This window comes from Archangium gephyra, from assembly GCF_042230915.1.
GTDB lineage: Bacteria > Myxococcota > Myxococcia > Myxococcales > Myxococcaceae > Archangium > Archangium gephyra_B.
This window is the reverse complement of sequence record NZ_CP102578.1, coordinates 2,317,226-2,343,290: the sequence shown is the minus strand read 5'-3', so window position 1 is coordinate 2,343,290 and position 26,065 is coordinate 2,317,226. Positions and strand designations below refer to the sequence as shown.

The following is a 26,065-nucleotide window of genomic DNA, read 5'->3' as shown; positions in this document are numbered from 1 at the left end:
CGTGCTCAAGGCAGGTTCACCAGACCGTTCCGCTCCGCAAGGAGAGCGCTGAGGAGCGTGGGCTGCCCGTAGACCTCGCCAACACGAAGGTCCGGTAATGGCACGTCAGCCATGTCGAGAGGGAATGGCCGATAGCCAAACACCCGCTCGATGTGGCGAGCCATCTTATCTTCGTAGGGCCTGGTCCAACGAGTCGGCTCGACCTCGAAGGAGAGTTGCGGCCGGGTAGAGGTCTCGTCCAGCCGGTGCAACTGCGTCGTGGTGTAGACGAGGTACAGCGGAGCGAGGACACTGACGGCACCTGCTACGCGAGTGACGAGTTGACTGCCATCCGGAAGGGCCTGCTCCAAGTACAAACAGCAGAACCTGCAGGCCGTATGGTACGCAGGCGTCAGGCTACCCATTTTCCCATCGGGAAAGGCGACTCGAAGGTCATCCATGAGGGATGCCCACTGCTTCCACCGCAGGGCCTCCGCCCACGCGGCTTCCCATCGTTGATGCTCAGGCGTCCGCTGATAGGCCAGCACGGACTCATCGTGATCGTCTTCCCAGGACGGGAAGCCCACCGGGTAGAACTGATGGGCGATGCGGATCAACTCCGCGGCCCTGGGGTCGTTCATCGCCTGTGAGCTTTGAAGCACCTGGGAGGGAAGGCGCTCCTGCTTCTCGCCCGGTGGGAAACGAAGCTCGAAGCTCCACAACACCCTCTCGGCGCCGTGCGGCGTCAGTTCCATGGCGACGCTCATTGCCCGGGTTTCTCGGTGGACCGTGACGTCAAAGGCGTGGAGCACATCGAGGTACTTGCCGAATCTCCGAGGAATCTCGTCCTGAGCCACGCGTCGAACGAGCTCGGACGCATGCGACTCATCTTCCGTGTCGAACAGCGCGTGAAGCGAGCTGCCAGCCTCCGGGTCCGACAGGTCTTCACCACGGTGCTGTCCGAGGAAGTGGGGCAGATGCAGCCTGAATGCCTCCAACCCACTGACAACCAGAACCTTGCTTCCGAGCACCTTGGGGAAGGCATGAATGGGCCGCTTCATGCCATCGGGGCCGACGGCCTCAATGAGGAGAGGCTCCGTGAGGGCCTTGTAGGTCTCGTGTGTCGTCTTCATCCAGACTCGGTTTCTTGGAGGGCTTCGGTTCGCTCGCCCATCAATCACAATGGTAGGGCGCGTCGAAGTGGACGACCTTCACGCCTCGGGTCTTGCACTCTCCTACTTTCGCTCCCTTGAACTTCTCATCCAGCAGCACTTCGTAGAGGTCCTTGAAGTCCCTGCACAGTGTGGCGAGCATGGTTCCCGGATGGGCTTCGGACAGTACCCGGTAGACGGCGCGGTTCGCCATCTCCGCGGCTGCCTCTTGGGCGTCCTCCAACGAGATCCGCCCTTGCTTCCGGTTGCACAAAGGCAGGCCCACCTCGAACTTGCACGCGGTCGTCGCTCCCGAGTCGCCCTGGGTGATGCGGGCGTGGATGCAGACCGCTCGCCATCCACTCGGTTCTCCTGGCTCTTCCTCGACGACCGTCGTGAACTCGAAGTGTTCTGGAGTGATTCGCCCGGTAACGGAATTGCGCCCACCGACGCACCCGCTCAGTCCCCCAGCTCCCAGCCATAACGCGCAGAGAAGCACCTCCCTGAATCGCCACCTCGAGAGAAACAGCTCGGTCATTCCGGGAGCTCCGATCCATGCGTAGGGGGGTAGAAACTTGTAGAGCGGCTCGCCTTCATCGAGTGCGCGCCTCCACCATCATCGCGTCCCAGAACATCTTCTCGTAGGCCTGGAAGAAGCGCACCGCACGGTGGAGCAGCCGCGGTTCCACGCTTCCTCATGAGGGACCCTGACCGCAGTGCAACCTGGCGACTCTTGCACTTCCCCACCCCACCTGAAGCATGCTCGACTCCCCACCGTCACCTGGGAGGCAAGCCCATGAGCGGAGAGGCAGGAGCGCAGCTCGACAGCGAGTACTACTCCCTCTTCGTCGGCAGCGGAATCCGCGTGTCCTACGCGCCGCCTCCAGGCGATGACGGCACCGCGATCGGCCGCTACTTCCGGGAGGCCTCCCTGCCCTATGAGCGCTGGCTCGCGAGCGCCCGCCCCGCACTGGACGCCTTCTTCGCTCGCCTGGCCACCGAGCAGCGCGTCCCGATCGTCCGTCTCGCCGAGCCGTCCGAGGAGATTGACGGGATCATCATCGAGGACGTGGACCCCGCCCTCTCGGACGCCGGGGCCGAGCAGCACTTCCGTGAGTACAGCCGTGGCCGTCCTTGTCCCGTGTACCTGAACGGCTCTGGACGCCTGCCTGGCTTCCAGACGCTCCAGCTTCGCTTCCTGGTCTCGACACGCGTGCGGCGCAGCGCGCTCGAGCCCGTCCTCACGGGCGTGGCGGACATCCTGCTACGGGCCCGCAGTGGGTTGTGACAGGGTTCACAGCCGCCGTGTGAGCCCCCTCATACGCCCCCGCCCGCACCTGCAGTAGCATGCCGCCCCATTCCGCTGGTCCAGACCAGCCGGGTGAGACCACAGGGGGGTCCATGCCGCCGAGGCCGAAGCTCGTCTTCTTCAGTGACATCCACATCGGCACCAACGCCGCGACGAACTGGTACCAGCGCTCGCTCCACGAGCCGTACCTGCTCGCCGCCTTCGAGTACATCCAGCAGCAGGCGGCCTCCATCCAGGAGCTGGTGGTGGTGGGTGACCTCGTGGACCAGTGGACCTACGAGCCCTCCCGGACTCCGCCCACCTTCGCGGAGATCGCCGCGGCCAACCCCCGCATCTTCGGAGGGGTGGTGGACGGACAGCGGATCCCGGGTGCGCTGGGCGCGGCGCTGAGCGCCCTCGAGGGCCGGGTCACCTACGTGGCGGGCAACCACGACATGTCGGTGACCGCCGAGGACGTGGCCCTCATCCGCGACGAACAGGGCCGCTCCCCCCACCACGTGCGCACGCCGCTGTATGAGCCGCCCGCGGCGCGCGGCGGCATCGTCTGCACCCACGGGCACATCTACTCGCTGCTCAACGCGCCCGACTTCATCCAGAACCCGCGCAATGGCATCCCGTTCGCGCACTTCATCACCCGCATGGCGGCGCTGTGGTCCGTCCAGCAGCTCGCCAAGATGCCGCCGGGCTCCACCGCGGCCTCCCTGCCCGGCAGTGGCGACCCGACGGGCTGGCCCCTGGCCAAGGATGCCCTGCATCAGCTGCTCCAGGAGCTGAAGCTCGGGCGCGTTTCCCTCTCGGGCTCGGTGATGGGTGCACTGCTCGAGCTCACCGGCCAGAAGAGCGACCTGACCTTCTCCATGCTCGATGGCACGCGGCTGACCGCCGCCGACGTGGTGAAGGCCTATCCGTCCGTCCTCGAGAGCTTCGAGGAGACGGCGAGCAAGTCCAAGGACCTCTATGGCGCCCTCGCCGGCGAGCTCGCCCTGTCCGAGGTGGATGCGCTCAACTCCCTCGTCCACTTCGCCGAGCGGCTGGGCACCCAGCGCCAGCACAAGGTGGTGGTGATGGGGCACACCCACGTGCCCGTGGATGAGGACGAGCACCAGCTCTTCCTCGGCGACAGCCTCTACGCCAACTGCGGGTTCAGCTGTCCTTCCGAGCCCGACATGAAGGCCCAGGACAAGCGCCGCTACTGCACCTTCACCGAGGTGGAGATCGACGAAGCCGAGCGGCGCTTCATCGTCAGCACCCGGTACGTGACCGGCGAGGGGGGCAGCTACCACGTGGCGCCCCTGCCGCTCACCGCCCCCAAGAGCATCGACATGAGCGGTCCGGGGCGGATCTCCACCCCCGCCGCCTAGCCCCTTCCCCACCCCTCCTTCGCTTCCCTCAGGACTGTCTCCATGAATTCCAATCGCCTTGCCTCGCCCATCGAGGACCTCCGTCCCCACTACACCGTCGTCGTCATCGGCTCGGGCTACGGTGGCGCCATCACGGCGTCCCGCCTGTCGCGCGCCGGCCAGAGCGTCTGCGTGCTGGAGCGCGGCCGCGAGCGCCAGCCCGGCGAGTTCCCGGACACCACGCCGGAGGCCCTCGAGGAGATGCAGATGGACATGCCCGCCGGCCACATGGGCTCGCGCACGGGCCTGTTCGACCTCCACGTCAACCCGGACATGAACGTGCTGGTGGGCTGTGGCCTGGGTGGCACCTCGCTCATCAACGCCAACGTCTCCATCCGCGCCGAGCCCCGCGTCTTCGAGGACTCCCGCTGGCCCAAGGCCCTGCGCGACGAGAAGCTGGAGGCGCTCAACGCCGGCTACACGCTCGCGGAGGCCATGCTGAACCCCCGGCCCTACCCGGACTCCTACCCCAAGCTGAAGAAGCTGGAGGCGATGCAGAAGTCCGCCGAGGCCATGGGGCAGAAGTTCTACCGCACCGCCATCAACGTGACGTTCGAGGACGGGGTGAACGCCGCGGGCGTGTTCCAGAAGGCCTGCAACAACTGCGGCGACTGCTGCTCCGGCTGCAACGTCGGCGCGAAGAACACGGTGCTGATGAACTACCTGCCGGATGCCCGGCGGCACGGCGCGGAGATCTTCTGCGAGACCAGCGTCCGCTACCTCGAGCGCGGCACCAACGGCAAATGGCTCGTCCATTTCCAGGTGCTGGACACCGGCCGGGAGAAGTTCGACGCCCCGCTGCTGACCGTGTCGGCGGACCTCGTGGTGCTGGCGGCCGGCTCGCTGGGCTCCACCGAAATCCTGCTGCGCTCCAAGGAGAAGGGCCTGCCCGTGTCGGACAAGCTGGGCCAGGGCTTCAGCGGCAACGGTGACGTGCTGGGCTTCGCCTACAACAACCAGACGGCCATCCACGGCATCGGGTTCGGGATGCGGCCCCCGACCGAGGTGGGGCCCGTCGGTCCCACCATCACCGGCATCATCGACATCCGCAACCAGGAGAAGCTCGAGGACGACATCATCATCGAGGAGGGGGCCGTCCCGGGCGCGCTGGCGCCGATCCTCCCCGCGATGTTGGGCACGGCCTCCGACCTCAACGGCACCAACACCGCTCCCGGCCAGGCGGTGGAGCAGGAGGTCCGCAAGCTCGACAGCGCGGTCCACGGCGCCTACCACGGCGCGGTCAAGCACACGCAGACCTTCCTGGTGATGGGGCACGAAGGTCAGGGCCCCGGCGGCACCATGAAGCTGGAGGAGGATCGGCTGCGCATCACCTGGCCGGGCGTGGGCTCGCGGCCCATCTTCGAGAAGGTGGACAAGCGCCTGGTCCAGACGACCCAGGCGCTCAGCGGCATCTACACGCGGGATCCCATCTGGAGCGAGCTGCTCGGCAAGAGCCTCGTCACCGTGCACCCGCTGGGCGGCTGCAACATGGCCGACAGCGCCGAGCAGGGCGTGGTCAACCACGAGAACAAGGTCTTCTCCTCCACCACCGGGGACCAGACGCACGAGGGGCTGTACGTGTGTGACGGCGCCGTCGTCCCCACCTCGCTGGGCGTCAATCCGCTACTCACCATCTCCGCGCTGTCCGAGCGCTGCAGCATGCGGATCGCCGCGCAGCGCGGCTGGACGATCGACTACTCGAAGAAGGGCCCCATCCCCGTGGATCCCCAGCAGCGCAAGCCGGGCATCCGCTTCACCGAGACGATGAAGGGCTTCTTCTCGCCCGCCCAGGACGAGAACTACGAGAAGGCCGCCACGCGCGGCGAGCTGCTGGGCTCGCCCTTCCAGTTCACCCTCACCATCATCTCGGAGGACGTCGAGAAGATGATGAAGGAGGCGGACCACGCCGCGCGGATGGTGGGCACGGTGAAGGCGCCGACGCTCTCCGACAAGCCGCTCACCGCCACCCAGGGCGTGTTCAACCTGTTCGTCCAGGATCCCAACGCCGCCGACACCCGGCTGATGAAGTACCAGATGCTGCTGACGGCGGATGATGGCCGCACCTTCTTCTTCAAGGGGTTCAAGGTCATCAAGGAGCGGCCCATCGCGGACATGTGGCACGACACCACCACCCTCTTCATCACCGTGTACGAGGGCAAGGACGAGTCGGGCGCGGTGCTGGGCCGGGGCGTGCTGAAGATCGCCCCCGAGGACTTCATGCGCCAGCTCACCACCATGGACGTCTTCAACGCGAAGAACGCCGAGCAGCGCATCAAGCTGGCGCTGGAGTTCGGCCAGTACTTCACCGGCATCCTGTACGACTACTACGGCGGGCTCCTCGGGCAGTTGGACTTCGTCGACCCGAATGCCCCGCCGCGCAAGCGCCGCCCGCTGCGCGCCCCGGCCCCCCAGCTGTTCGGCTTCAAGACCTCGGACGGGGTGGACCTGCTGCTCTCGCGCTACCAGGCCGGCAGCAAGGGGCCCGTGATGCTCGCGCACGGCCTGGGCGTGTCCAGCCGCATCTTCTCCACGGACACCATCGACACCAACCTGCTCGAGTACCTCTGCGCCCACGGGTACGACGTGTGGCTGCTGGACTACCGCTCCAGCACCCTGCTGCCCGCCTCGAAGGCCCAGTACACCGCCGATGACGTGGCCACCAAGGACTGGCCGGCGGCCGTGGCCCGCGTGCGCGAGCTGACCGGCGCCCAGGACATCCAGGTCGTGGCCCACTGCTACGGCTCCACCACCTTCACCATGGCCATGCTCGCGGGCCTCCAGGGCGTGCGCTCCGCGGTCTGCTCGCAGATCTCCACCCACGTGGTGACCCCGCCGATGGTGTCCATCAAGTCGGCGCTGCACCTGCCCCAGCTCCTGCGCATGACGGGCGTCAAGTCGCTCACCACCAACGCCCTCAAGGGCGAGGGCGCCCTCGAGCGCGTCTACGACAAGCTCCTCGCCGCCTACCCCGTGGGCAAGGACGAGCACTGCGACAGCGCGGTGTGCCACCGCATCAGCTTCCTCTACTCGCTGCTCTACCGGCACGAGCAGCTCAACGCGATGACGCACCAGTACATGCACGAGCTGTTCGGCGAGGCCACCATCACGGCGTTCGAGGGGCTGACGCTCATGGTGAACCAGGGCCGAGTGGTGGACGCCAACGGCGACAACGTCTACGTGCCGCACCTGGATCGCATGGCCATCCCCATCCGCTTCATCCACGGCGCCCGCAACCAGTGCTTCCTGCCGGAGAGCACGGAGAAGACGGTGCAGGCGCTCAGCGAGGTCAACGGCTCGGCGCTCTACTCGCGCGTCCTCATCCCCGAGTACGGTCACATCGACTGCATCTTCGGGAAGAACGCCGCCCGGGACGTCTTCGGCCACATCGTCGAGCACCTGGACCAGACCCAGGTGCCTCAGAAGAAGCAGGGCGTGGTCCCGGCGGTCGCGGCCGCGAAGAAGACCGTGGCGGCCTGAGCCTGATTGCTCCCTCTCCCTCCGGGAGAGGACGGGGTGAGGGTACCTGGGCCAGGGGTTCAACCCGTGGCCCACCGTGGGGGCCAGGGGTTCAACCCGGGTTCACCCGATACCCTCACCCCGTCCCTCTCCCGAGGGGAGAGGGGAAATGGCCGCGGTGGAATGGCCGCGGTGGAATGGCCGCGGTTGCCGGCGGCTGTTGCCAGGAGCCCACCTTCGCGGACCTGCTTGAAGGGGATTAGACTCCGCTCCCGTGAGCCCTCCCCTGTCCGTCCTCATCGCCGATGATGAGCTCGTCGCCCGCAAGCGCCTCTCGCGCCTGCTGACGGCCTTCCCTGACGTCTCCGTGTGCGGCGAGGCCGCCGATGGCGAGGCCGTCCTCGAGGCCGTTCGCGCCGGCGGAGTGGACGTGGTGCTGCTCGACATCCACATGCCCGGCCTCAGCGGCATGGACGCGCTCGCCCTGCTGCCCGCGGGCGGCCCCCACGTCATCCTCGTCACCGCCCACGCCGACCACGCCGTCGAGGCCTTCGAGCACGGCGCCGTCGACTACGTCCTCAAGCCCGTCGAGGCCTCGCGGCTGCAGAAGGCCCTGGAGCGGGTGCGCCTCCGGCTCGCCGCCAAGGCCCCCGAGCCGGGCAAGGGCTCCGCCATCGAGCAGCTCGCGCGGCCCCTGGCCCGCCTCCCCATCCCCACCCGCCAGGGCATCGTCCTCGTGGACCCTGGCACCATCTCCCACGCCACGCTCGAGGACGAGCTCGTCACCGTCTTCACCGCGCAGGGCGACTACCTCACCGACTTCACCCTCCAGGAGCTGGTGGACCGGCTGCCCACCGAGGGCTTCTACCGCGTGCACCGCCGCGCCCTCGTCAACCTCGCCCACGTCACCCGCCTGGAGCCGCTGGAGACGGGTGGGTACCTGGCTCGCACCGCCCGGGGGCACACGGTGGAGGTGAGCCGCCAGTCCGCCCGCGAGCTGCGCCGCATGCTCGGCCTGCGCCGCGGCACCGAGGACGAGTCCGGAGCCTGAGGCCTTGAGCGCCGGCGAGCCCTTCATCCCCACCCCGAGTGCCCTCTGCGCCGCGCACCCCGAGCGCCCCGCCGTCATCATCTGCGCCCGGTGCGGCAGCTATGCCTGCGAGCTGTGCCAGCAGATGGCGGACACGCGCCGCGACTACTGCGTGCGCTGCACTCCGGAGCTGAAGCTGGCCTCTCCGGGCTCCCGTCTCGCCGCCATGCTCGTGGACCGCGTGGCCTCGGCCCTTCCGGTGCTCGGCGCGCTCCTCGTCGGAGGCCTGTGGAGCGTGGGACGCGACGTGGAGGAGTCGGCCCTCGTCATGGGCCTCCTCGTCCTGGTGGGAATGGTGGGCGCCCTGGGCCTGGTGGCCTGGCAGCTCTACCTGCTCCTCACGACGGGGCAGAGCCTCGGCAAACGCCTGCTGGGCATCCAGGTGGTGCGCTCCGATGGGAGCCCCATCGACCTGGGCCGGCTCATCCTCCTGCGCAACCTCGTGCCGGCCATCCTCCTCGTGCCCACCTTCGGGCTCTTCGGCCTCGCCAACGCGCTCCTCGTCCTCACCACCGGGCGCCGCTGCCTGCATGATCACCTCGCCGACACCCAGGTCGTCGTGGTGAACGGGCACCTGCGCTGAGGCGGGTGCCCGTCCGCCCGAGGCGTCACAGGCCGAAGCTCCTCCGGAAGAAGTCCACCATGGCCCGCCGCGACGTCTCCGCCGTCTCCGGAGAGGGGGCGATGTCCACCTGCCCGCCCTTCCCCGTGTGCGAGTACGGATCGGTGATCTGGATGGCCGGCTCCAGCCGATCCCACCCGTGCGTGGCCCCCGGGTAGACGGTCAGCGACACGTTGGCGCGATCCGCCGGCGACAGGCTGTCCACCAGCCGCTGGCACGAGTCCGGATCGTCATACTGATCGGCCTCGCCCGCCTGGATGAAGATGGGGGAGCCCGTGAGCTCACCGAACTCGTAGCTGGGGACGTGGTTGTAGGCCCAGCACACCGGATAGAACGGCGCGTGCGCCACGAAGCGCTGTCCCGGCTCGGCGCCCGCGGCGTACTTCCGGGTGGCGCTCAGCATGGACATCAACCCGCCCCACGAGAACCCCATGATGCCGATGCGCGACGCATCGATGGACGGGTGCGCGGACAGGTACTTCAGCGCCCCCCAGGCATCGGGCAGCGTCTCGGCCACGGCCCTCGGCCGCCCCTCCGCGCCTCCGGACAGCCCCCGGGCGGCCCACATGTCGATCTCCAGCGTGGCGATGCCCGCCTCGTGCAGCGCCTGCGCGTGGAAGCTGCCCCGGGTGTCCACTCCGCCCGAACCGTGGGCAATCACCACCGCGGGCACCTTGCCCTGTGCGTTCGTGGGGACGCTCAGCCGCCCCGCCACCTGCAGCGGCGTGGGCGTCCCGAGTGCCGCGAAGGACACGTAGGAATGACGGGCCACCGGTGTCTGGACCGGGTCCGCCTTCGGTGGCTCCTCCTGCTGGGGACACCCGCTCAGCACGGCCGCGAGCGACAGACTGGCAATCCACGGCCTCACGACGGACTTCTTCATGACTCGACTCTCCCGGGGATGGGGGTGGGGCCCACCATCCCAGGGAGGGGACCGGCACGCCGCCGGTCCTGTCGTTCACCGTCCGCCCACCGACACGTGGGCGGAAGCAACTAGCGGGGACCCAACACCACCCGGTTGGGACCGCTCGCCTTGGAGGAGCGCAGGGCCTTCTCCGCGGCGGAGATGAGCTCCTGCTCGTTGCGGGCCTGGTCCGGGAAGACGGCCACGGCGGCCGTCACCGTCACCTCGCCCACGTCGCTGCCAGTCCCCTCCGGGATGTCCAGCTCCTCCACCGCCTTGCGGAGCTTCTCGGCGTAGGTGCGCGCCCGCTCCACGTCGGCATTGCAGAGGATGACGCCGAACACGTCCCAGTCGTACCGGGCGGCGATCTCCGAGGAGTTGTCGCTCCGGGCATGGGTGACGGGGTCCTCCATCATGTCCGTCACCATCTGCGCCACCCGCCGCAGCAGCTTGTCGCCCTCGGCGTAGCCGCGCGAGAGGTTGAAGCGGCGGAAGCCATCGATGTCGATGAGCACCAGCGCCAGCTTCTGCTCCCGCCGCCGCGCGCTCAGGAGGCCCGCGCTCAGCGCCTCCTGGAAGTAGCGGTGGTTGTAGAGGCCCGTCAGCCCGTCCCGGAACGCCAGCCGCTCGCTCTCGGGGATGAGCGACTGGGAGGCGGTGCCCTTGGCATCCGGCTTCTGGGGCTCCGCCGTCTTGGGACGAGGCGTCGCGGCGGGCGCACCCGGCGCACCCGGCTTGCTGGCCGCTGGCTTGGCGGCGCCTCCCCGGCCCAGTCCGAGCTGGTCCTTGAGCTCCTGCACCATCTTGTCGCGGATGGACAGCAGGGCGGCGTTGTGGACCGCCTGGCCCACGGTGTTCTTCAACTCCTGTTCTGTGAACGGCTTCGTGAGGAAGTGGTTCACCCGCGCTTCATTGATGGCCTTCTGCGCGTCCTCCAGCTTCTGGGACGCCGTCACCAGAATGCGCGCGGCATGGGGTTGTAGCTCGGCGACGCGCTTGAGGAGGTCGACCCCCATCAGCCCGTCACCAAGATTTTGATCCGATACGACCGCGTGCAGTTGTTCCCGCTGGAGGACTTCAAGTGCTTCTTCAGCGGACCGGGCAAGGAAGACCGTGAAGTCCTTGCTCAGGTAGTACTGCATCAAGGCCAGCATCGTCCGGTTGTCCTCGACGACGAGGACCTTCGCAGCAACAGGCTCACTCACCAGGGCAGACCAACGCAACGAGGGGCATGGAAGATGGAGCGAGCGTCGCAAAGGAAGGGGGCAGGCCGCAAGTCTCGAAGCGGGACTTCCTCCACTTCACTCCAGTGGCCACTCGTGGACCGGCCTGCCGGACGCGGCCAGGAGCATGTAACGTTCCAGCAGGGCCGCCAGAGCATCCTGCCGGGGCATGTGGGCTTCCAACCGGGCCAACATCTTCCGTTGCCAGCGTGCCCCGGTACACCCAGCGCGTAACCGGGCCCGTACAATGCCGAGCATGGCGTCCGCCTCCTCGGCCACCACTCCGGCACCCACCAGGCCCGCCCGGGCCACGGGCAGCAGCCGCTCCACCAGCACGCGCGCGGGCACCGGACTCGGCGAGGGCGCATGGCGCTCGGGCCACAGCAGCATCGCGTCCAGGCCCTCCTGGGCCGCGCGCAGGAAGTTGCCGCGGGCACACGGGAAGGGCAGCCCCGGCAGCAGCGCGTCCACCTCCTCGCTCAGCCCCAGCGTGAGGCCCAGCAGCAGCGCGCCGTTGGCCAGCATGTCCAGCACCGTGGGGCCCGCGGGCAGCGCGCGCAGCTCAATGCGCACGTGGCCACCGCCACTCGGGTCGTAGATGGCGCGGTTCCAGCTCCACACCGTGCCCTGGTGCAGCCGCAGCTCGTCCAGCCGGGGCAGGCCGCCGCGCTCCAGGGACTCCAGCGGAGCCTCGGCCCCCAGCACCGGCAGCAGCGGCGGGTAGAGCGCCACCGACTCGGAGAACAGCTCCAGCGCGCCCTGGCGCACCCAGCCGTGGCCGTAGGTGACGCGCCCGTGCCGCGGCGCCTCGGACTGGCGCTCGCCCCGGTCATCCACCGCCTGGCGGAAGAGCGCCACGCGCGTCTCGTCCCACAGCCGCCGCCCCAGGAGGAAGGGCGAGTTGCTGCTCACCGCGAGCACCGCCGGCGTCGCCAGCTGGGCCGCGTTGTACATGCGCGCGAAGTCCGCCGGGTCCACGCGCAGGTGGTACTGCAACGAGGTGTTGGCGCCCTCCAGCGTCACGTCGTCCCACTCCAGCGTGAGCGAGTCCTCGCCGCCGATGACGACGTGCAGGGGCTCCTCCTGGCGCCGGCGGCGGATGGCGGCCGACAGCGCCCGGTAGCGCGGCAGCGCCGTCATCGCCCCGCTGCCCAGGTCCTTCTCGCGCAGCGTGGGGAGGATGCCCATCACCGCCACGCGCGCGCCCTGCGTGGCGGCCGCGCGCCGCACCTCGGCCAGCGCGCTCTCGAACTCCTCGCGCATCGCCGTGAAGGGCCGCCCCGCCAACGGCCCCGGCCGCAGGTTGCACTCGAGGTTGAAGCGGTCGATCTCCACCGTCACGCGCGGATCCATCGTCTGGCCCAGCACCTGCCGGTTCACCGGCAGCGGGTAGCCCGCGGCGTCCACCAGGAACATCTCCAGCTCGGCGCCGATGGTGCGCGGCCCCACGCCGAAGCCGGGGCGGGCCAGCACCTGCCGGAGCGCCTCCAGGCTGTCCGCCAGCCGCTGGCTGAAACGCTCATACTCCTCGGGCTCGAAGGTCTCTTTCTGGATTTGAAGGCCCATATGGCAGCGGTGGTGCCCTAGGGAAACGAGGGAGGTGGAGGAGAGGCCACGGCGGTGGTGGCGGCGGGCGCCTCCTCGGAGCGGGAGGCGAGCTGCTCCAACAGCCGCCGAGAGAGAGACAGGGCCTGGGTGCGAATCTCCGGGATGGCCGTGCTCTCCCACAGGTCACCCCGGCGCAGAGGCCCCAGGGTGTAGAGCAGGCCGGAGACGCGGCCCCCGGCATCGAGCAGCGCGCCCTCCGCGTCCGTGGCCAGGCCGAGCCCCAGCGCATCCGCGCGGACGAGCCCGGACTCCAGCAGCCCGCGCAACAGCGGATGCCCCCGGCCGATGGAGGCGTCGGGGCCGGTGCAGTTGATGACGTGCTGGACGCGGAAGGTGGCCTCGCGCGAGAAGCCGCGGGGACGGACGCGCGCCAGCACCCACCCCTCGTCCGCGAGCTGGAAGTTGCGCACGCGCGCCGCGTGGATGCGCAGCACGCCGGTGCTCTGCAGTTGCTGGAGGAGGTCGTTCACCGCGGGCGCCATCCGGTGGCGGTGCACGTCCCAGAAGGAGCGCAGGTGGCGCAGGAAGCGGCGGCGCTCGGGCTCCGGCAGGCCGCGCCACAGCGAGGCCGTCATCGGCCGCAGCGAGTCCACCACGGCGCGCCAGTCGCCCCCCTCCTGCGTGCGCCGGGCCTGGTGGCGCAGCGTGCCCAGGATGGAGCGGACGCGCTGGGGCTCGGCCGGGGCCACGGGCGGACCCGCCACCACGCCGGGACGATGCACCTGGGGCAACAACCCGTGCCGGGAGATGGCGTGGATGCGCCCCTCGTGGTTGCGCTCGGCCAGCGAGAGCACCGTGTCCACCATCGTCAGGCCCGTGCCGATGAGCAGCACCGGATGGTGCGGCCGGACATGACGCAGCGCCCCTTCGGTCCAGGGCGAGCGGACATAGCGGGGGCTCGCATACAAGCCCCCATCCGCCACCGGCAGGTCGGCCGGCAGCGCGTTGCCCACCGCCAGCACCACCGCGCGCGCCTCCAGCACCGGGCCCCGCGCCAGCACCACCCTCGCGAGGCCTCCCACCTGGGAGAGGGACTGCACCTCGCCCTGGAGGAGCTCCAGCCCCACCCCCGGGGCCGCGCCCTCCCGCGCCTCGCGCAGCACCGCCTCCAGGTACTGGCCGTAGCGCCGGCGCTGGACGAAGTCACCGGGCGCCGTGGCCGGCTCCAGGCGGCGCATCCACCGCAGGAAGTGCTCAGGGTCTTCCGGGAAGGCGCTCATCCGCCCGGCGGGGACGTTGAGCAGGTGGCTGGCGCTGTCGGTGGAGTAGGCGAGGCCGGGACCCACACGCTCCGTGCGCTCCAACAGGGCCACCCGGAGGGGACCCACCGCATTCCTCAGGAGCTGGGCCGCCACCAGCGTTCCGCTGGCCCCTCCACCGACAACCAGTACGTCCCACCGCTGCTCGATTCGCACCCCCAGACTCTAAACCCTGAGGGCGGCTCCTACATCCCCCCTTGACTGTCTACGCTCCAGGCAGCCGTGCACGATTCTGGGGACCGGGGGGCTTCCTGGGTGCTCAAAAGGAGGGCCCCGGGGTCCTCCTTATAGAGGAGGGGGGCCGGCCCGGGCCCTGCCTGGCCGCCCGCCGTCCATGAGCCAGCGGCCCAGGTGTGTTATCGGTCCGTGACGATGCAGCCCACGCCCCCCACCCCCCTGGTCAACCTGTACGACCTGCCTCGTGCCGCCCTGGGCGAGCTGCTCGCCGGCTGGGGCTACAGCGCCTATCACCGCGACCTGCTCTGGGAGGCCCTCTACCGCCAGCAGGTGGAGTCCTTCGACGCCCTCACCGGGCTGCGGCCGGACCTGGTCCAGGCCCTGCGCGAGCACACCCGCCTGGAGCGGCCCACCACCCACCACGAGGTCTTCAGCTCCGACGGCTTCACCCGCAAGCTGCTGTTGCGGATGCGCGACGGGCAGACGGTGGAGACGGTCCTCATGCGTTTCAAGGACCGGGCCACGGTGTGCCTCAGCACCCAGGCCGGCTGCGCCATGGGCTGCGTCTTCTGCGCCACCGGGCAGATGGGCTTCGTGCGCCACCTGACGCCCGGAGAAATTGTCGGGCAGGTGCTGCACGTCACCCGCATCCTCCGCGAGACGAACGAGTCGCTGCGCAACGTGGTGCTCATGGGCATGGGCGAGCCGCTCCACAACTACGAGGCCACCATGGAGGCGGTGGACATCCTGGTGGAGCGCTCGGGGCTGGCACTGGCGCCGCGCTTCATCACCCTGAGCACCGTGGGCGTGGTGCCCGGCATCCGGCGGCTCGCGGACGAGGACCGGCCGGTGCAGCTCGCCGTCAGCCTGCACGGCGCCACCGAGGCGGAGCGCGGCGCCCTGGTGCCCGCGGCCCGCAAGTGGCCACTCACCGAGCTGATGGACGCCTGCCGCTACTACTCGGAGAAGCGCAAGCGCCGCATCTTCTATGAGTGGGCGCTCATCGCCGGGCAGAACGACACGCCCGAGCAGGCGCACGCCCTGGGCCAGCTGCTCCAGGGCATGGACGCGCACGTCAACGTCATCCCCCTCAACCCCACGGTGGGCTACGCCCAGCGGCCCAGCGGCCCCGACGCCGTGCGCGCCTTCCAGGACATCCTCGCCGGCTACGGCCTGCCCAGCACCGTGCGTCAGCGCCGGGGCATCGACATCGACGCCGGCTGCGGCCAGCTCAAGGCCGCCGTGGAGCGCCCGCGCCGCGCCCCCCAGCCCACCGCTTCCTGAGGCGAGCCCCCGCGCACGAGCCGCCGGACGGGACTGCGCTTCCTGGAGCGCCCGCTCAGGGTGCCTTGCGGCGCGCCCTCCGCGTCCCAAGCGTTTGACGAGGTGCTCCAGGAGGAGACTCCGTGCGAAGCCTCGCCAGGATGCTCGGTCTGCTGTGGCTGCTCGTCGTGCCAGCCTGCATGCACGAGGAGGCGCCCCCCCTGCGCGTCGGCACCTTCCTCTGGCCGGGAAGCGAGCCCCTCTTCCTCGCGAGGGATCTCGGCTACCTCGACGACGGCACCATCCGCCTGGTCGAGTACTCCTCCCTGAGCGAGGTCAACCGCGACTTCCGCAACGGCCGCATCGACGCGGTGGATGTCACGCTCGACATGGCCCTCCAGCTGCAGCAGCAGGGCTTCGAGCCCCGGGTGGTGCTCGTCCTGGACTACTCGAACGGCGCGGATGCGCTCCTCGCCCGGCCCGAGGTGCGGCGGATGGAGGAGCTCCGGGGCAAGCGCGTGGCGGTGGAGGACTTCTCGGTCAGCACCTACCTGCTGGGCCGCGCGCTGGAGAAGGCGGGCCTGCGCGCCTCGGACATCGACATCGTCCGCATCCCCGTCGATCAGCACGAGCAGGCCTATGCGTCCGGACAGGTGGATGCCGTGGTCACCTTCGAGCCCTTCGTGAGCAAGCTGCGGGAGCGGGGCGCCCACACGCTCTTCGACAGCAGCCAGCTTCCCGGGGAGATCTTGAACGTGCTGGTGGTGCGCGAGGACGTGCTCGAGAAGCGTCCGGAGCAGGTGCGGCACCTGCTGCGCGGCTGGTTCCGGGCCCTGCTCCACCTGAAGGAGCACCCGGAGGACGCGGTGGCCCGGATGAGCCCCCGCCTCGATACGAGCCCCACCGAGCTCGCCTCCATCCTGGACGCGCTGCGGCACCCCACCCTCCAGGAGAACCGCGCCCTGCTGCGCGAGCCCACCTCATCGCTCCTCGGCTCGGCGCACCACCAACAGCGGTTCATGCTGGAGGCCGGGCTGCTGCAAGAGCCCGTGCGGCCCGAGCTGCTGCTGGACGTGCGGCCGCTCGAGGCCATCGAGGAGGCCCGGTGATGAAGCATGCCCGGGCACAGGGAGCCGGGGCCCGGCCGTGGCGCCTCCGGGGGCTGCCCCCCCTGCCGCCCTTGCGCATCACCATCCCCGTGGTGCTGCTGCTCTTCGCCATCACGGTCGGCCTCCATGATCTGCACCAGAACACGCAGCTCGCCTGCCGCCGGGTGGAGGAGTACACCCACCAGGAGCTCACCCAGCACATGAGCGAGCAGCAGGACCATCTGGAGCTGCTGCTGCGTCTGCGCGAGCTCGAGCGCGTCCGGGAGGAAGTGGCCAGCTTCGGGACGGATCCGCACATCAAGACGGGGCTGCTCGTCGACGAGACCGGCCGGGTGGCCGCGTCGACCCGGCGCGTGGAGATAGGCCATCAGGGCTCGTCGCTCCACCCCGAGCTGTTCACCCCGGAGGCGGAGCCACTCCTGAAGCGGGCCCGCGAGCACCTCGCCGCGAGCATCCAGGTGACCGCGGAGGGCGATTCGCTCGTGGCCTGGTACCCCGTGCTGGCGCCTGACGACACCTCCGGGGAGCTCTCCTCCGAGAAGGTGTGGCTCCTCGTGGTGCGGAGGGATCTCTCCGTCCTCAAGAACCAGGCGCGGGACCAGGTGCTCGCGAACGTGGTGCAGCGCAGCGTGCTGCTGGCGGTGCTCGCGGGGCTGCTCTGGCTCTTCTTCCACTTCGTCCTCACGCGCCGCGTGGCCCGGCTGGTCACCACCGCCCAGCGCTTCGCCGCGCGTGACTGGGCGGCCCGCAGCGGGCTCACCGGGCGCGACGAGCTGTCCCTGGTGGGGCGCGCCTTCGACGAGATGGCCGAGCGCCTGCGCACCACCCAGTCCCAGCTCGAGGAGCGCGAGTCCCACATCCGGCTGCTGCTCGACTCGGCCGCGGAGGGCATCTTCGGGTTGGACCTCGAGGGGCGCAGCACCTTCGTCAACCGTTCCGCGGTGCGGATGCTCGGCTACACGGATGCCGGAGAGCTGCTGGGCCAGGACGCGCACGGCCTGTGGCACCACTCGCACGAGGATGGCTCGCCCTACCCCCGGAGCGAGTGCCCCATCATCCAGGCCCTGGACACCGGCAGAGAGAACCACGTCCAGGGGGATGTGCTCTGGCGCAAGGACGGCACGAGCCTGCTGGTGGAGCGCTGGTCCTACCCCATGAGCCAGGGCGGCAGGCGGGTGGGCGCCGTGTCGACCTTCGTGGACATCACCGCGCGCAAGCGGGCCGAGGAGACACAGCACTTCCTCATCGAGGCCAGCACGCAACTGGCGGAGCTGCTCGACGAGAAGGGAACCCTGGAGCGGGTGGCGCAGCTGGCCGTTCCCCAACTCGGCCAGTGGTGCCTCGTGGACCGGGTGGACGACGCGGGCCAGCTCCACCGCGCGGCGTGGGTGCACCAGGACGCGGCCCGGCGGGAGCTGCTGCGGGAGTGGGTGGAGCTCGCCCCTCCGGACTGGGGCTCGCGCCAGCCCACCGTCCAGGTGCTGGGCACCGGCAGGACGCTCCTCGCGGACGAGGCCCTGGAGGCCCTGCGCCAGGCCGGGGACTCCGACGCGCGCTACCCGGAGCTGCTGCGGCGGCTCGGGGCGCGCACGGCCCTCGCCCTCCCCATCTCCGTGCGGGGGCAGACGCTGGCGGCCCTGCTGCTCGTCTCGGACATGCCGGGCTTCCAGTACGGCCCGCATGAGCTGGCGCTCGCCCAGGAGCTGGCCCGCCGCGCCTCGGTGGCCATGGACAACGCCCGGCTCTACCGCCAGTCCCAGGAGGCGGTGCGCCTGCGCGAGGACTTCCTCTCCGTGGCCTCCCACGAGCTGCACACCCCCCTCACGCCCCTGCGCCTGCACCTGCAGACGCTCCAGCGCGCACTCGCCACCCAGGGCGACGGGACGGGCACCGGCCCCCTCCTGCCCAAGGTGGACAAGGCGCTCGCCCAGGTGAGGCGCCTGTCCCGGCTCGTCGATGATCTGCTCGACGTCTCCCGCCTCACCTCCGGACGGCTGCGCCTGCGGCTGGAGCCGGTGGACCTGGTGGAGCTGACGCGGGACCTGGCCGAGCGCTTCTCCGAGCAGGCCCACGCCGTCGGCTGCACGCTGCGCGTCACCACCGCGGGCCCCACCACCGGCCAGTGGGACCGGATGCGCCTGGAGCAGGTGCTCACCAACCTCATCACCAACGCGCTGAAGTACGGCGTGGGCCACCCGGTGGAGCTGCACGTCACCTCCGCCGGAGGACGGGCGCGCTGGAGCATCCGGGACCACGGCATCGGCATCGCCCCCGAGGACTTGGAGCGCATCTTCGGGCGCTTCGAGCGGGCGGTGTCCACGCGGCAGTACGGCGGGCTGGGGCTGGGCCTCTACATCTCCCGGGCGATCGCCCGCGCGCTGGGTGGCGACATCCACGTGGAGAGCCAGCCGGGCGATGGCGCCCTCTTCACCCTGGAGCTGCCGCTCGAGCCGGCCCGGGACGCACGCGAAGCGATGGAGCTCTCCACCCAGGGAACGGCCCGGCCGGAGCCGCCTGCTTCAGCCCCCGGACCCTGAGCGCTGGAAGCTGGCGGGTGCGGGGGGTGGGCGCTACAACGCGCGCGATGAATTCCCTCCACGTCGCCATCGTCGGCGCGGGACCGGCCGGCTCCTCCGCGGCCACGTTCCTCGCGCAGCAGGGTGCCCGGGTGACGCTGCTCGAGCGCGGCCGCTTTCCCCGGGACAAGATCTGCGGCGATGGCTGCACGCCCCGGACGCTGTGGATGCTGGAGCGCCTGGGGCTCGGCGCGCTGCCCCTGGGCACCGAGGCCGCGCCGGTGGACTCCGTCTACGCGCTCTCCCCCGGGGGCGTCGTCCTGGAGGAGCCCATCCCCTCGCGCCTCTTCGGCGGCAAGGCCAGCGTCATCGCCCGGCAGGTGCTCGATGAGCGGCTCGTCCAGCGCGCCGTCCAGGCGGGCGCCGAGCTGCGCGAGGGAGTGCTCGTGGACGGGCTCGAGCGCGACGGCCAGGGCGTCCTGCTGCGCTGCCGGACCGGAGAACCGCTGCGCGCGGACCTGGTGCTCGGGTGCGATGGCTCGCCCTCGGTGGTGCGGCGCGCGCTCGGGGCTCCCGACTTCCCGCGTCACGAGGGCGCCTTCGCCGTCCGCGCCTACTACGAGAACGTGCGCCTGTCCCACCCGCGCAGCTTCGCCTTCTTCTGGGAGCAGGAGCTGCTGCCCGCCTACGGGTGGATCTTCCCGCTGCCGGGCGGCCGGGCCAACGTGGGGCTGGGCATGCGGGCGGACCAGCTCGACGCGTCCGAGGCGAAGCTGCCGGTGTTGATGGAGAAGTTCTGCGCGAGCCCGCGCGTGGCGGCGGAGCTGGCCGGCGCCCGGCGCGTGGGCAAGGTGAAGGGCCACCACCTGCCCTACGGCTCCTTCTCGCGCCACACCCAGTTCGACCGGGCGCTGCTGCTGGGCGACGCGGCCGGCTTCGTCAACCCGCTCACGGGCGAGGGCATCGAGTTCGCCCTGGAGTCGGGCGCCTTCGCCGCCGAGGCGGTGGCCGAGGCCGTGGCGGCTGGAGACTTCTCGGCGCGGGGGCTCGGCGGCTACGCGCGGCGCTGGGAGACGCGCTTCCGCACCGCGTTCCGCCTCAACCGCCGGTTGATGTGGGCCTTCGAGCGGCCCTGGCTGTTGGATCGCGTCTTCCGCACGGCCAACCGCAGCACGTCCGTGCGCGGCGAGCTGAGCGACATCCTGGCGGGCGAGGCCACGCACATCTCCTGGCGCTTCCTCGCGGAAGTGGCACGCGGGGGCTGAGTAGCACACACCTCTGACACATGGATGACGTCTCGGTATGACGCACCGCGAAGGGGTCACCGCCCCCTTGCACGCCCTTGGCACGTGGGCACATTCTTCGTGGCGCGGACGGCCGCACAGGGAGGTGGGCATGCTTTCCATCCATGAGCACGCAACGCTGGAAGACGCGAGCACCGAGTTGCTCGAGTTCGCCCTCGAGCCGTCCAACTGGATGACGCTGCCGGCAGCCGAGCAGGCAGCCACCCCTGTACCGCAGGACGTGCGCTACCAGCGGCGCGTGGGCTCGCTGCGCGTCTACACGGTGCTGGAGGTGGCGCCCACGCTCGAGGTCTTCCTGCGCGTGGCCTTCCGGGCCCCTGGCCTCACGCCGGTGAAGGCGGCGGACCATCTGGAGGCCTTCCTCAAGCAGCGCCTGCCGCTGACGCCCAACACCGAGTGGCAGGTGGAGGTGGACGAGCGCCGGTGGATCCACTTCGTGCGGCGCTACGCGGCCCCGCGCCTCCAGGCCTGACCGTCACGGAGAGCCGTCTCGAAGTGCATGCGCTCGGCCGGCTGCATGCCGATTCCCGCCGCGTGCCCCCTCAGTGCAGCGCGCCACCGGGGACGTGCTTCTGCCCGCCCACCACCTGGCCGTCCTTCACCTCGATGACCCAGTAGCCCTCGCGGCCCAGCTGCGTGGAGGAGCCCGCGCTGAAGATGTGCGGGCGCTCGGCGGTGGAGGGGTGGTGGTAGCGCTTGTGGATGTGGCCGTGGAGCACCGCGTAGCGCGGCCCGGGGATGAGCCGGAAGAGCGACTCCGCGTCGCGCAGGCCGTGGAAGTAGCTGTCGGCCCGGCCGTGATGGGTGAGCGGCGCGTGGTGCACCGCCACCAGCACGGCGCGGCCCTCGAGCCGGGGGTCCTTCACCAGCGCCGCGAGCCCGTCCAGCTGCGCCGCGCCGATGTGGCCATGGGCGATGCCCGGCAGGGAGGGCACCCGCGCCGACAGCAGGCCCACCACCGCGGCCTCCTCGCCCACCAGCCGCACGAAGGGGAAGGCCCCCTCGCGGCGGTACTCGGGCAGATCGCTCTCCAGCAGGTGGCCGAAGTGCCGCGCGAAGCGGCCCGCGCGGTGGCTGCCCGGGGTGAAGACGTCGTGGTTGCCGGGGATGACGGTGCAGCGGCCCGGATCCTCCCCCAGCGCGCCGAGTGACTCGCGGGCCAGCTGGAACTCGGGCTCCAGCGCATACGCGGTGACGTCGCCGGAGAGGATGAGGTGATCCACCCCCTGCTGCTCCGCGTCGCTGGCGATGGTGGCGAGCGTCTCGGGAGCCCGCGCGTAGGCCTTCTTGCGCCCGCCCACGGACAGCTCGGCCATGGCGACCCACCGCCGCCAGCCGAGCCGCAGGAAGGGCAGGGAGAAGTAGTCGGCGGTGATGTGGACATCGGAACAGTGGAGGAAGCGCATCACGGTCATCCAGGGCACACCGGGCAGGCGGGCGGGCCCTCCCGCCCTGTCCAGGGCCGGGGAGTAACCTTCCGCGGCTTCCAGGGCCACGGAAAGCTGCGCACGTTGGCTCCGAGGGCCAAGGAGGAAGCAGCCAGCCCTCCCCGGGCGCGTTAGTCTGCCAGCGACCTCCATGAGCTTCCGCGGACGCTTCGCCCCCAGCCCCACCGGCCGCATCCACCTCGGCAATGCCCGCAGCGCGCTGCTCGGCTGGCTCCAGGCCCGCGCGGCCGGAGGCCAGTTCCTGCTGCGCATCGAGGACCTCGATCGCGCGCGCTGCAAGCCGCAGTTCCTCGACGACCTGTACCGGGACCTGGAGTGGCTGGGCCTGGACTGGGACGAGACGCCCCTGGTGCAGAGCCAGCGCGATGACGTCTACCGCGAGGCGCTGGAGAAGCTGGAGCGCACGGGCCGAGTCTACCCGTGCTTCTGCACGCGCGCGGAGATCGCCCGGGCGGCGAGCGCCCCGCACGGCCTGAGCGAGGAAGGGCCGCGCTACCCCGGGACGTGCGCCGCCCTGCCGCCCGAGGCCTGGGCCGAGCGGGCCCGGACGCGTGTGCCCGCCCTGCGCTTCCGGGCGGCCCCTGGCGAGTGGTGCTTCGAGGACGGGCTGCATGGCCGCTGCTGCCAGGACGTGACCACACTGGTGGGCGACTTCGTGGTGCGCCGCAACGACGGGGTGGCCAGCTACCAGCTCGCCGTGGTGGTGGATGACGCGGCCAGCCGCATCACCGACGTGCTCCGGGGAGATGACCTCCTCACGTCCACGCCCCGGCAGCTTCAAATCCACGAGGCACTCGGCCTGACGCCTCCGCGCTTCTGGCACGTGCCGCTGGTGCTCGGAGAGGACGGCAAGCGGCTGGCCAAGCGGGAGGGCGCCTTCGCGGTGGCCGAGCTGCGCGAGCGGGGCATCTCCGTGGAGCGGGTGCTCGGGCTGCTGGCGGCGTGGAGCGGACTGGGCGACGGCACGCCGGTGACGCTGCGAGAGTTGGTGCGGCGCTTCCGGCCCGAGCTGCTCCCCCGCTCGCCCGTGGTGGCCCGGGAGGCGCTGTTGAAGGAGGCACTGGGCCTCGAGGGTTGAAGGTGCACATGCGGGGCAGAGCCGTCTTCCTCTGGGTGGTCATCCCCTTCGTGGCCCTGAGCGCGCTGGCGCTCTGGCTCACGCGGGACATGCCGGCGCCCGCCGTGGCGGTGGACGTCCCGGCCTCGCCTCCGCCCGAGCCGCCCTCCCCTGCCCCTCCTCCCGCGGAGCCCGGGGAGCGGACACCTCCCGTCCCCCCGCCGCCTCCCTCACCGCCGCCGGAAGAGGAGCCGAGGCTCGAGCTGCCGCCGGGCACGTGGAGCGAGCAGGAGGTCCGAGTGGCGCTCCAGTCGGTGCAGCCGCTGGTGCGCGAGTGCCTCGTCGACGCTTCGGTGCGCCACCCGGGTCCACAGACAGTGAAGCTGCGCTTCACCCTGGAGGCGCGGGGGGAGCAGGGCCGCTTCCAGGGCAGCGAGGTGGTGGAGAGCACCGTGCAGGATCCCTTCGTGCTCGCCTGCCTGCTCGACGCTTTCGCGGACGCACAATTTTCCGCCCCACCTGGGAAGGCGCCACTCACGGTGACGCATCCGTTCCACTTCCGGCCCGGAAAGCGTGGAGGCCCTTGAAAACCCTGGCGGGACGTATGGTGTAGTAGGCCGGTTCTCGCCCCCATGCCCATCACGGTCCAACAACTCGCCCCTCAGGACAGCGATGCGCTGCGGGCGCTGCTCGCCAAGGATCCGGCGCAGAACCTCTACCTGCTGGGGTTGTTGCAGGAGTTCGGCATCGCGCCAGCGGACCACCGCAGCAGCTTCTCGTATTGGGGCCGCTTCGATGGGAAGACGCTGACGGCGGCGCTCTTCGTGGGAGGCGGGGGCGGACTGATGGTGCCCTCGGCGAGCGACGGCACGGCCACGAGCGTGATCGCGGACTCGCTGGCCGAGCGCGTGAGGCTCAAGGCGTCGGTGGGTGAGAAGCCGGCGGTGGACGCGCTGGTGCGCAGTCTGTGCCCGGGCAAGCCGCGGCTGTCGAAGAACTACCGGCTCTTCGCGGTGTCGGCCGATGACATGGGGCCGTTCACCAACCCGCTGCTGCGGCTGGCGCGCGAGGAGGATGTGCCGCGCCTGCTGCCGCTGGCGCGTGGAGCGGTGCAGGAGATCTACGGCCGGGACGCGCTGGCGGAGGATCCCCACTTCGAGGCGCGGGTGGCGCAGCGCGTGAGGGCCAGGCGCACCTACGTGTTGGAAGAGAACGGCGAGATGGTGTTCAAGGTGGACATCGGCAGCCGCTCGCAGTTCGGGGCCGAGCTGGAGAACCTGTACACGGTGCCCTCGCAGCGCGGGAAGGGCCACGCCACGCTGTGCCTGGGGCAGATCTCCCGTTTCCTGCTCTCCTCGTTGCCGCGGCTCACCCTCCGGGTGGAGGAGAAGGACGAGTCGCTGGCGAGAATCGCCCGCAAGGTGGGCTACCTCGCTGGCCGCACCCAGCGCCTGGTGCTGGCGGAGTAGCGCCCGTCTTCGTTTTGACATCACCTCCTGGCACCGGAGAATGCGCGCCTTTCCCCCTCTACCCACCACAGGGAGCGTCGAAGCCATGGGGCCCAGGAACAGCGCCGCGCTTGTCATGATGTTTCTCCTCACCGCGTGTCCTGGCGGTGGGGGTGCTCGACCGGGCCAGGTGACCGGGCTCGTCACCGACGGCGCTGGCAAGCCGCTCGCGGGCGCGGAGATCAGCATCTATGGCGACACCCTGGCGGATGGGGAGGAGGTGAGCTTCTTCCCCAAGACGGGCGCGGATGGGACCTACGCGCTCGCCGTTCCAGAGGGCATCTACCAGGTCTCCGCGACCTACGACCTGACCTATGAGGCCAAGCGCTACCGCTTCACGCTGCACCCGACGGACAACGTCGCGGGGGAGAGCTATCCGTCCGGGGAGGGAATCGACCGCGACTTCGTGCTCAAGGTGAGCGGCCTGCGCCCGGGCGGCGAGCGGAATCCGAGCGCCGGGTTCTCGTATTACGGCGGAGAAGTGGAGCTGAAGATCTCGGATGTCTACGACGAGAGCTTCCAGACCAACCACTTCGCCACCGAGTTCCCCCAGGGCTTCACCGCCGAGGTGACGTTCACGCCCGAGGGCCCACTCGCGGACGGCTCCACGGGTGCGCCGGTGACCTCGTCCTACGAGGTCATCTCGAAGTTCCGGGCCGCCTGGACGAAGATCGACCTGCCCATCGGCAAGTATCGCGTCACCGGGCGCATCACCCGTCCGGACGGCACGAGCAGGGACCTGCAGGTCATCGCGGCCTCCCACCTCCTCATCAATCACGCGCCGCAGGCCTCGGACACCCTGCTCTTCGAGCCGTCCACCGGCGTCACCGGCGGGACGCGCGAGATGGAGGTCCGCTTCATCTACGGCGCGCCCTATCCGCTTCCGACGATTCCGTAGGGGGCTCGCCCGGAAGGTGGGTAGCCAGACCAACCCACCCTGGGGCCCCGCTACGGCAGGAGTAGCGTCCGCGAGCAAGGCGGTTACACTCCGCGCCCCCCGCCGGAGTGCACCATGTCCCGTCCCACCCCTGAGCGCCGTCCCCTGTCCGGAGAGGGCCCCGTCATCCTCCGAGTTCCCTCGGATCCCCGCTGGCTGCCCCTGGCGCTCGAGCGCTTCGACGAGGTGCTCGTGGACCATGCCCACTGCGAGAAGAAGGCGGCGGCCAATGCCCTCTCGCTGCTGCAGGTGTACCCGGACCTGCCCGGCCTGCCGGCGCAGATGGCGCGGCTGGCGCGCGAGGAGAGCGCGCACCTGGCCCGGGTGTTGGATTTGATGGCGGCCCGGGGCCTGACGTTGGGGCGCGACGCGGGCGACCCGTACGCCCAGGGGCTGCAGAAGTTCGTCCGCACCTCCGCGGACGGGCGCAGGGTGGACCGGCTGCTGGTGGCCGCGGTCATCGAGGCGCGCTCGTGCGAGCGCCTCTCGCTGCTGGCCGAGGGCCTGGAAGATCCCATGCTGCGCCGCTTCTACGGAGAGCTGGCGCAGTCCGAGGATGGGCACCAGTCGCTCTTCTACCGGCTGGCCGTCACCGCGGCGGGCGGAGACGAGGCCCCGGTGCGCACGCGGCTGGACGAGCTGCTCGTGCTCGAGGCCGAGGTGCTCGAGCGCATCGGCCTGCGCGCCGCCATCCACTGAGCACCAGGACCCGGCGGAATCGCGTCAACCAGCGGGTATCGGGACT

The 26,065-nt window shown here is 70.4% G+C and carries 22 protein-coding genes; 15 read left to right on the top strand and 7 right to left on the bottom strand.

Translation table 11 applies throughout. The annotated features are described in order from the left end of the window. Positions 1 to 5: 5 nt before the first annotated feature. Both NR798_RS09345 and NR798_RS09340 read right to left on the bottom strand, forming a co-directional pair. Positions 6 to 1,112: a hypothetical protein gene (locus tag NR798_RS09345; RefSeq protein WP_375771091.1), complete on the bottom strand. Its 1,107-nt coding sequence runs from the start codon at positions 1,110 to 1,112 to the stop codon at positions 6 to 8. 40 nt (positions 1,113 to 1,152) lie between these two features. Beyond that, entirely contained in the window at positions 1,153 to 1,668 is a 516-nt protein-coding gene (locus NR798_RS09340; RefSeq protein WP_375771090.1) for a hypothetical protein, read from the bottom strand. 258 nt (positions 1,669 to 1,926) lie between these two features. Here NR798_RS09340 and NR798_RS09335 point away from each other — a divergent pair, with 258 nt between their 5' ends. The 5 genes from NR798_RS09335 (at position 1,927) to NR798_RS09315 (ending at position 8,968) form a co-directional block, all read left to right on the top strand. Then, entirely contained in the window at positions 1,927 to 2,418 is a 492-nt protein-coding gene (locus NR798_RS09335; protein ID WP_375771089.1) for a hypothetical protein, read from the top strand. 113 nt (positions 2,419 to 2,531) lie between these two features. Next, positions 2,532 to 3,800, top strand: a complete 1,269-nt coding sequence (locus NR798_RS09330; protein WP_375771088.1) for a metallophosphoesterase — start codon at positions 2,532 to 2,534, stop codon at positions 3,798 to 3,800. A 42-nt stretch (positions 3,801 to 3,842) separates the two neighbouring features. Beyond that, positions 3,843 to 7,316: an alpha/beta fold hydrolase gene (locus NR798_RS09325; RefSeq protein WP_375771087.1), complete on the top strand. Its 3,474-nt coding sequence runs from the start codon at positions 3,843 to 3,845 to the stop codon at positions 7,314 to 7,316. Positions 7,317 to 7,569: 253 nt separating this feature from the next. Beyond that, on the top strand, positions 7,570 to 8,346 hold the full coding sequence (locus NR798_RS09320; protein WP_375771086.1) for a LytR/AlgR family response regulator transcription factor: 777 nt from the start codon (positions 7,570 to 7,572) through the stop codon (positions 8,344 to 8,346). 4 nt (positions 8,347 to 8,350) lie between these two features. Next, positions 8,351 to 8,968, top strand: a complete 618-nt coding sequence (locus tag NR798_RS09315) for an RDD family protein (RefSeq protein ID WP_375771085.1) — start codon at positions 8,351 to 8,353, stop codon at positions 8,966 to 8,968. 25 nt (positions 8,969 to 8,993) lie between these two features. On the opposite strand, the gene NR798_RS09310 is transcribed toward NR798_RS09315, so the two are convergent. From NR798_RS09310 to NR798_RS09295, 4 genes are all read right to left on the bottom strand, one after another. Then, positions 8,994 to 9,890, bottom strand: coding sequence for a dienelactone hydrolase family protein (locus tag NR798_RS09310; RefSeq protein ID WP_375771084.1), 897 nt, complete (start codon positions 9,888 to 9,890; stop codon positions 8,994 to 8,996). 110 nt (positions 9,891 to 10,000) lie between these two features. Beyond that, on the bottom strand, positions 10,001 to 11,116 hold the full coding sequence (locus NR798_RS09305; RefSeq protein WP_375771083.1) for a diguanylate cyclase domain-containing protein: 1,116 nt from the start codon (positions 11,114 to 11,116) through the stop codon (positions 10,001 to 10,003). A gap of 96 nt (positions 11,117 to 11,212) precedes the next feature. Next, entirely contained in the window at positions 11,213 to 12,700 is a 1,488-nt protein-coding gene (locus NR798_RS09300; protein ID WP_375771082.1) for a glutamate--cysteine ligase, read from the bottom strand. A gap of 17 nt (positions 12,701 to 12,717) precedes the next feature. Next, on the bottom strand, positions 12,718 to 14,157 hold the full coding sequence (locus tag NR798_RS09295; protein WP_375771081.1) for an FAD/NAD(P)-binding protein: 1,440 nt from the start codon (positions 14,155 to 14,157) through the stop codon (positions 12,718 to 12,720). Positions 14,158 to 14,373: 216 nt separating this feature from the next. On the opposite strand from NR798_RS09295, the gene rlmN reads away from it, so the two are divergent. The 5 genes from rlmN (at position 14,374) to NR798_RS09270 (ending at position 20,842) form a co-directional block, all read left to right on the top strand. Then, on the top strand, positions 14,374 to 15,462 hold the full coding sequence (gene rlmN / locus NR798_RS09290; protein ID WP_375773743.1) for a 23S rRNA (adenine(2503)-C(2))-methyltransferase RlmN: 1,089 nt from the start codon (positions 14,374 to 14,376) through the stop codon (positions 15,460 to 15,462). A 122-nt stretch (positions 15,463 to 15,584) separates the two neighbouring features. Further along, positions 15,585 to 16,550: an ABC transporter substrate-binding protein gene (locus NR798_RS09285; RefSeq protein ID WP_375771080.1), complete on the top strand. Its 966-nt coding sequence runs from the start codon at positions 15,585 to 15,587 to the stop codon at positions 16,548 to 16,550. After that, complete coding sequence (locus NR798_RS09280; protein ID WP_375771079.1) at positions 16,550 to 19,087, top strand: ATP-binding protein; 2,538 nt, start codon at positions 16,550 to 16,552, stop codon at positions 19,085 to 19,087. Before NR798_RS09285 ends, NR798_RS09280 begins: the two co-directional genes overlap by 1 nt. A gap of 47 nt (positions 19,088 to 19,134) precedes the next feature. After that, positions 19,135 to 20,331 (top strand): NAD(P)/FAD-dependent oxidoreductase, encoded by a 1,197-nt coding sequence (locus tag NR798_RS09275; protein ID WP_375771078.1) that lies wholly within the window; start codon positions 19,135 to 19,137, stop codon positions 20,329 to 20,331. Between the two features lie 130 nt (positions 20,332 to 20,461). Then, complete coding sequence (locus NR798_RS09270) at positions 20,462 to 20,842, top strand: hypothetical protein (protein WP_375771077.1); 381 nt, start codon at positions 20,462 to 20,464, stop codon at positions 20,840 to 20,842. A 70-nt stretch (positions 20,843 to 20,912) separates the two neighbouring features. Here the strand turns inward: NR798_RS09270 and NR798_RS09265 are convergent, their stop codons facing one another. Then, positions 20,913 to 21,776 (bottom strand): metallophosphoesterase family protein, encoded by an 864-nt coding sequence (locus NR798_RS09265; protein ID WP_375771076.1) that lies wholly within the window; start codon positions 21,774 to 21,776, stop codon positions 20,913 to 20,915. Between the two features lie 172 nt (positions 21,777 to 21,948). Here NR798_RS09265 and gluQRS point away from each other — a divergent pair, with 172 nt between their 5' ends. From gluQRS to NR798_RS09240, 5 genes are all read left to right on the top strand, one after another. Next, the gene (gene gluQRS, locus NR798_RS09260) at positions 21,949 to 22,896 is read left to right on the top strand and encodes a tRNA glutamyl-Q(34) synthetase GluQRS (RefSeq protein WP_375771075.1); all 948 of its coding nucleotides are present in this window, start codon (positions 21,949 to 21,951) and stop codon (positions 22,894 to 22,896) included. A gap of 8 nt (positions 22,897 to 22,904) precedes the next feature. Further along, a complete protein-coding gene (locus NR798_RS09255) occupies positions 22,905 to 23,462 on the top strand; it encodes an AgmX/PglI C-terminal domain-containing protein (protein WP_375771074.1) in 558 nt (185 codons plus the stop codon). Positions 23,463 to 23,507: 45 nt separating this feature from the next. After that, on the top strand, positions 23,508 to 24,344 hold the full coding sequence (locus NR798_RS09250) for a GNAT family N-acetyltransferase (protein WP_375771073.1): 837 nt from the start codon (positions 23,508 to 23,510) through the stop codon (positions 24,342 to 24,344). A gap of 115 nt (positions 24,345 to 24,459) precedes the next feature. Beyond that, on the top strand, positions 24,460 to 25,281 hold the full coding sequence (locus NR798_RS09245) for a carboxypeptidase-like regulatory domain-containing protein (protein ID WP_375771072.1): 822 nt from the start codon (positions 24,460 to 24,462) through the stop codon (positions 25,279 to 25,281). A 114-nt stretch (positions 25,282 to 25,395) separates the two neighbouring features. Continuing rightward, complete coding sequence (locus NR798_RS09240; protein WP_043402614.1) at positions 25,396 to 26,019, top strand: tRNA-(ms[2]io[6]A)-hydroxylase; 624 nt, start codon at positions 25,396 to 25,398, stop codon at positions 26,017 to 26,019. Positions 26,020 to 26,065 lie beyond the last annotated feature (46 nt).

Bases quoted from the DNA above. Each gene is read 5' to 3' on its own strand.
- NR798_RS09345 (WP_375771091.1), bottom strand. From the start codon at position 1,112: ATGAAGACGACACACGAGACCTACAAGGCCCTCACGGAGCCTCTCCTC.
- NR798_RS09340 (WP_375771090.1), bottom strand. From the start codon at position 1,668: ATGACCGAGCTGTTTCTCTCGAGGTGGCGATTCAGGGAGGTGCTTCTC.
- NR798_RS09335 (WP_375771089.1), top strand. From the start codon at position 1,927: ATGAGCGGAGAGGCAGGAGCGCAGCTCGACAGCGAGTACTACTCCCTC.
- NR798_RS09330 (WP_375771088.1), top strand. From the start codon at position 2,532: ATGCCGCCGAGGCCGAAGCTCGTCTTCTTCAGTGACATCCACATCGGC.
- NR798_RS09325 (WP_375771087.1), top strand. From the start codon at position 3,843: ATGAATTCCAATCGCCTTGCCTCGCCCATCGAGGACCTCCGTCCCCAC.
- NR798_RS09310 (WP_375771084.1), bottom strand. From the start codon at position 9,890: ATGAAGAAGTCCGTCGTGAGGCCGTGGATTGCCAGTCTGTCGCTCGCG.
- NR798_RS09300 (WP_375771082.1), bottom strand. From the start codon at position 12,700: ATGGGCCTTCAAATCCAGAAAGAGACCTTCGAGCCCGAGGAGTATGAG.
- rlmN (WP_375773743.1), top strand. From the start codon at position 14,374: ATGCAGCCCACGCCCCCCACCCCCCTGGTCAACCTGTACGACCTGCCT.
- NR798_RS09280 (WP_375771079.1), top strand. From the start codon at position 16,550: ATGAAGCATGCCCGGGCACAGGGAGCCGGGGCCCGGCCGTGGCGCCTC.
- NR798_RS09275 (WP_375771078.1), top strand. From the start codon at position 19,135: ATGAATTCCCTCCACGTCGCCATCGTCGGCGCGGGACCGGCCGGCTCC.
- NR798_RS09270 (WP_375771077.1), top strand. From the start codon at position 20,462: ATGCTTTCCATCCATGAGCACGCAACGCTGGAAGACGCGAGCACCGAG.
- NR798_RS09265 (WP_375771076.1), bottom strand. From the start codon at position 21,776: ATGCGCTTCCTCCACTGTTCCGATGTCCACATCACCGCCGACTACTTC.
- gluQRS (WP_375771075.1), top strand. From the start codon at position 21,949: ATGAGCTTCCGCGGACGCTTCGCCCCCAGCCCCACCGGCCGCATCCAC.
- NR798_RS09255 (WP_375771074.1), top strand. From the start codon at position 22,905: ATGCGGGGCAGAGCCGTCTTCCTCTGGGTGGTCATCCCCTTCGTGGCC.
- NR798_RS09250 (WP_375771073.1), top strand. From the start codon at position 23,508: ATGCCCATCACGGTCCAACAACTCGCCCCTCAGGACAGCGATGCGCTG.
- NR798_RS09245 (WP_375771072.1), top strand. From the start codon at position 24,460: ATGATGTTTCTCCTCACCGCGTGTCCTGGCGGTGGGGGTGCTCGACCG.
- NR798_RS09240 (WP_043402614.1), top strand. From the start codon at position 25,396: ATGTCCCGTCCCACCCCTGAGCGCCGTCCCCTGTCCGGAGAGGGCCCC.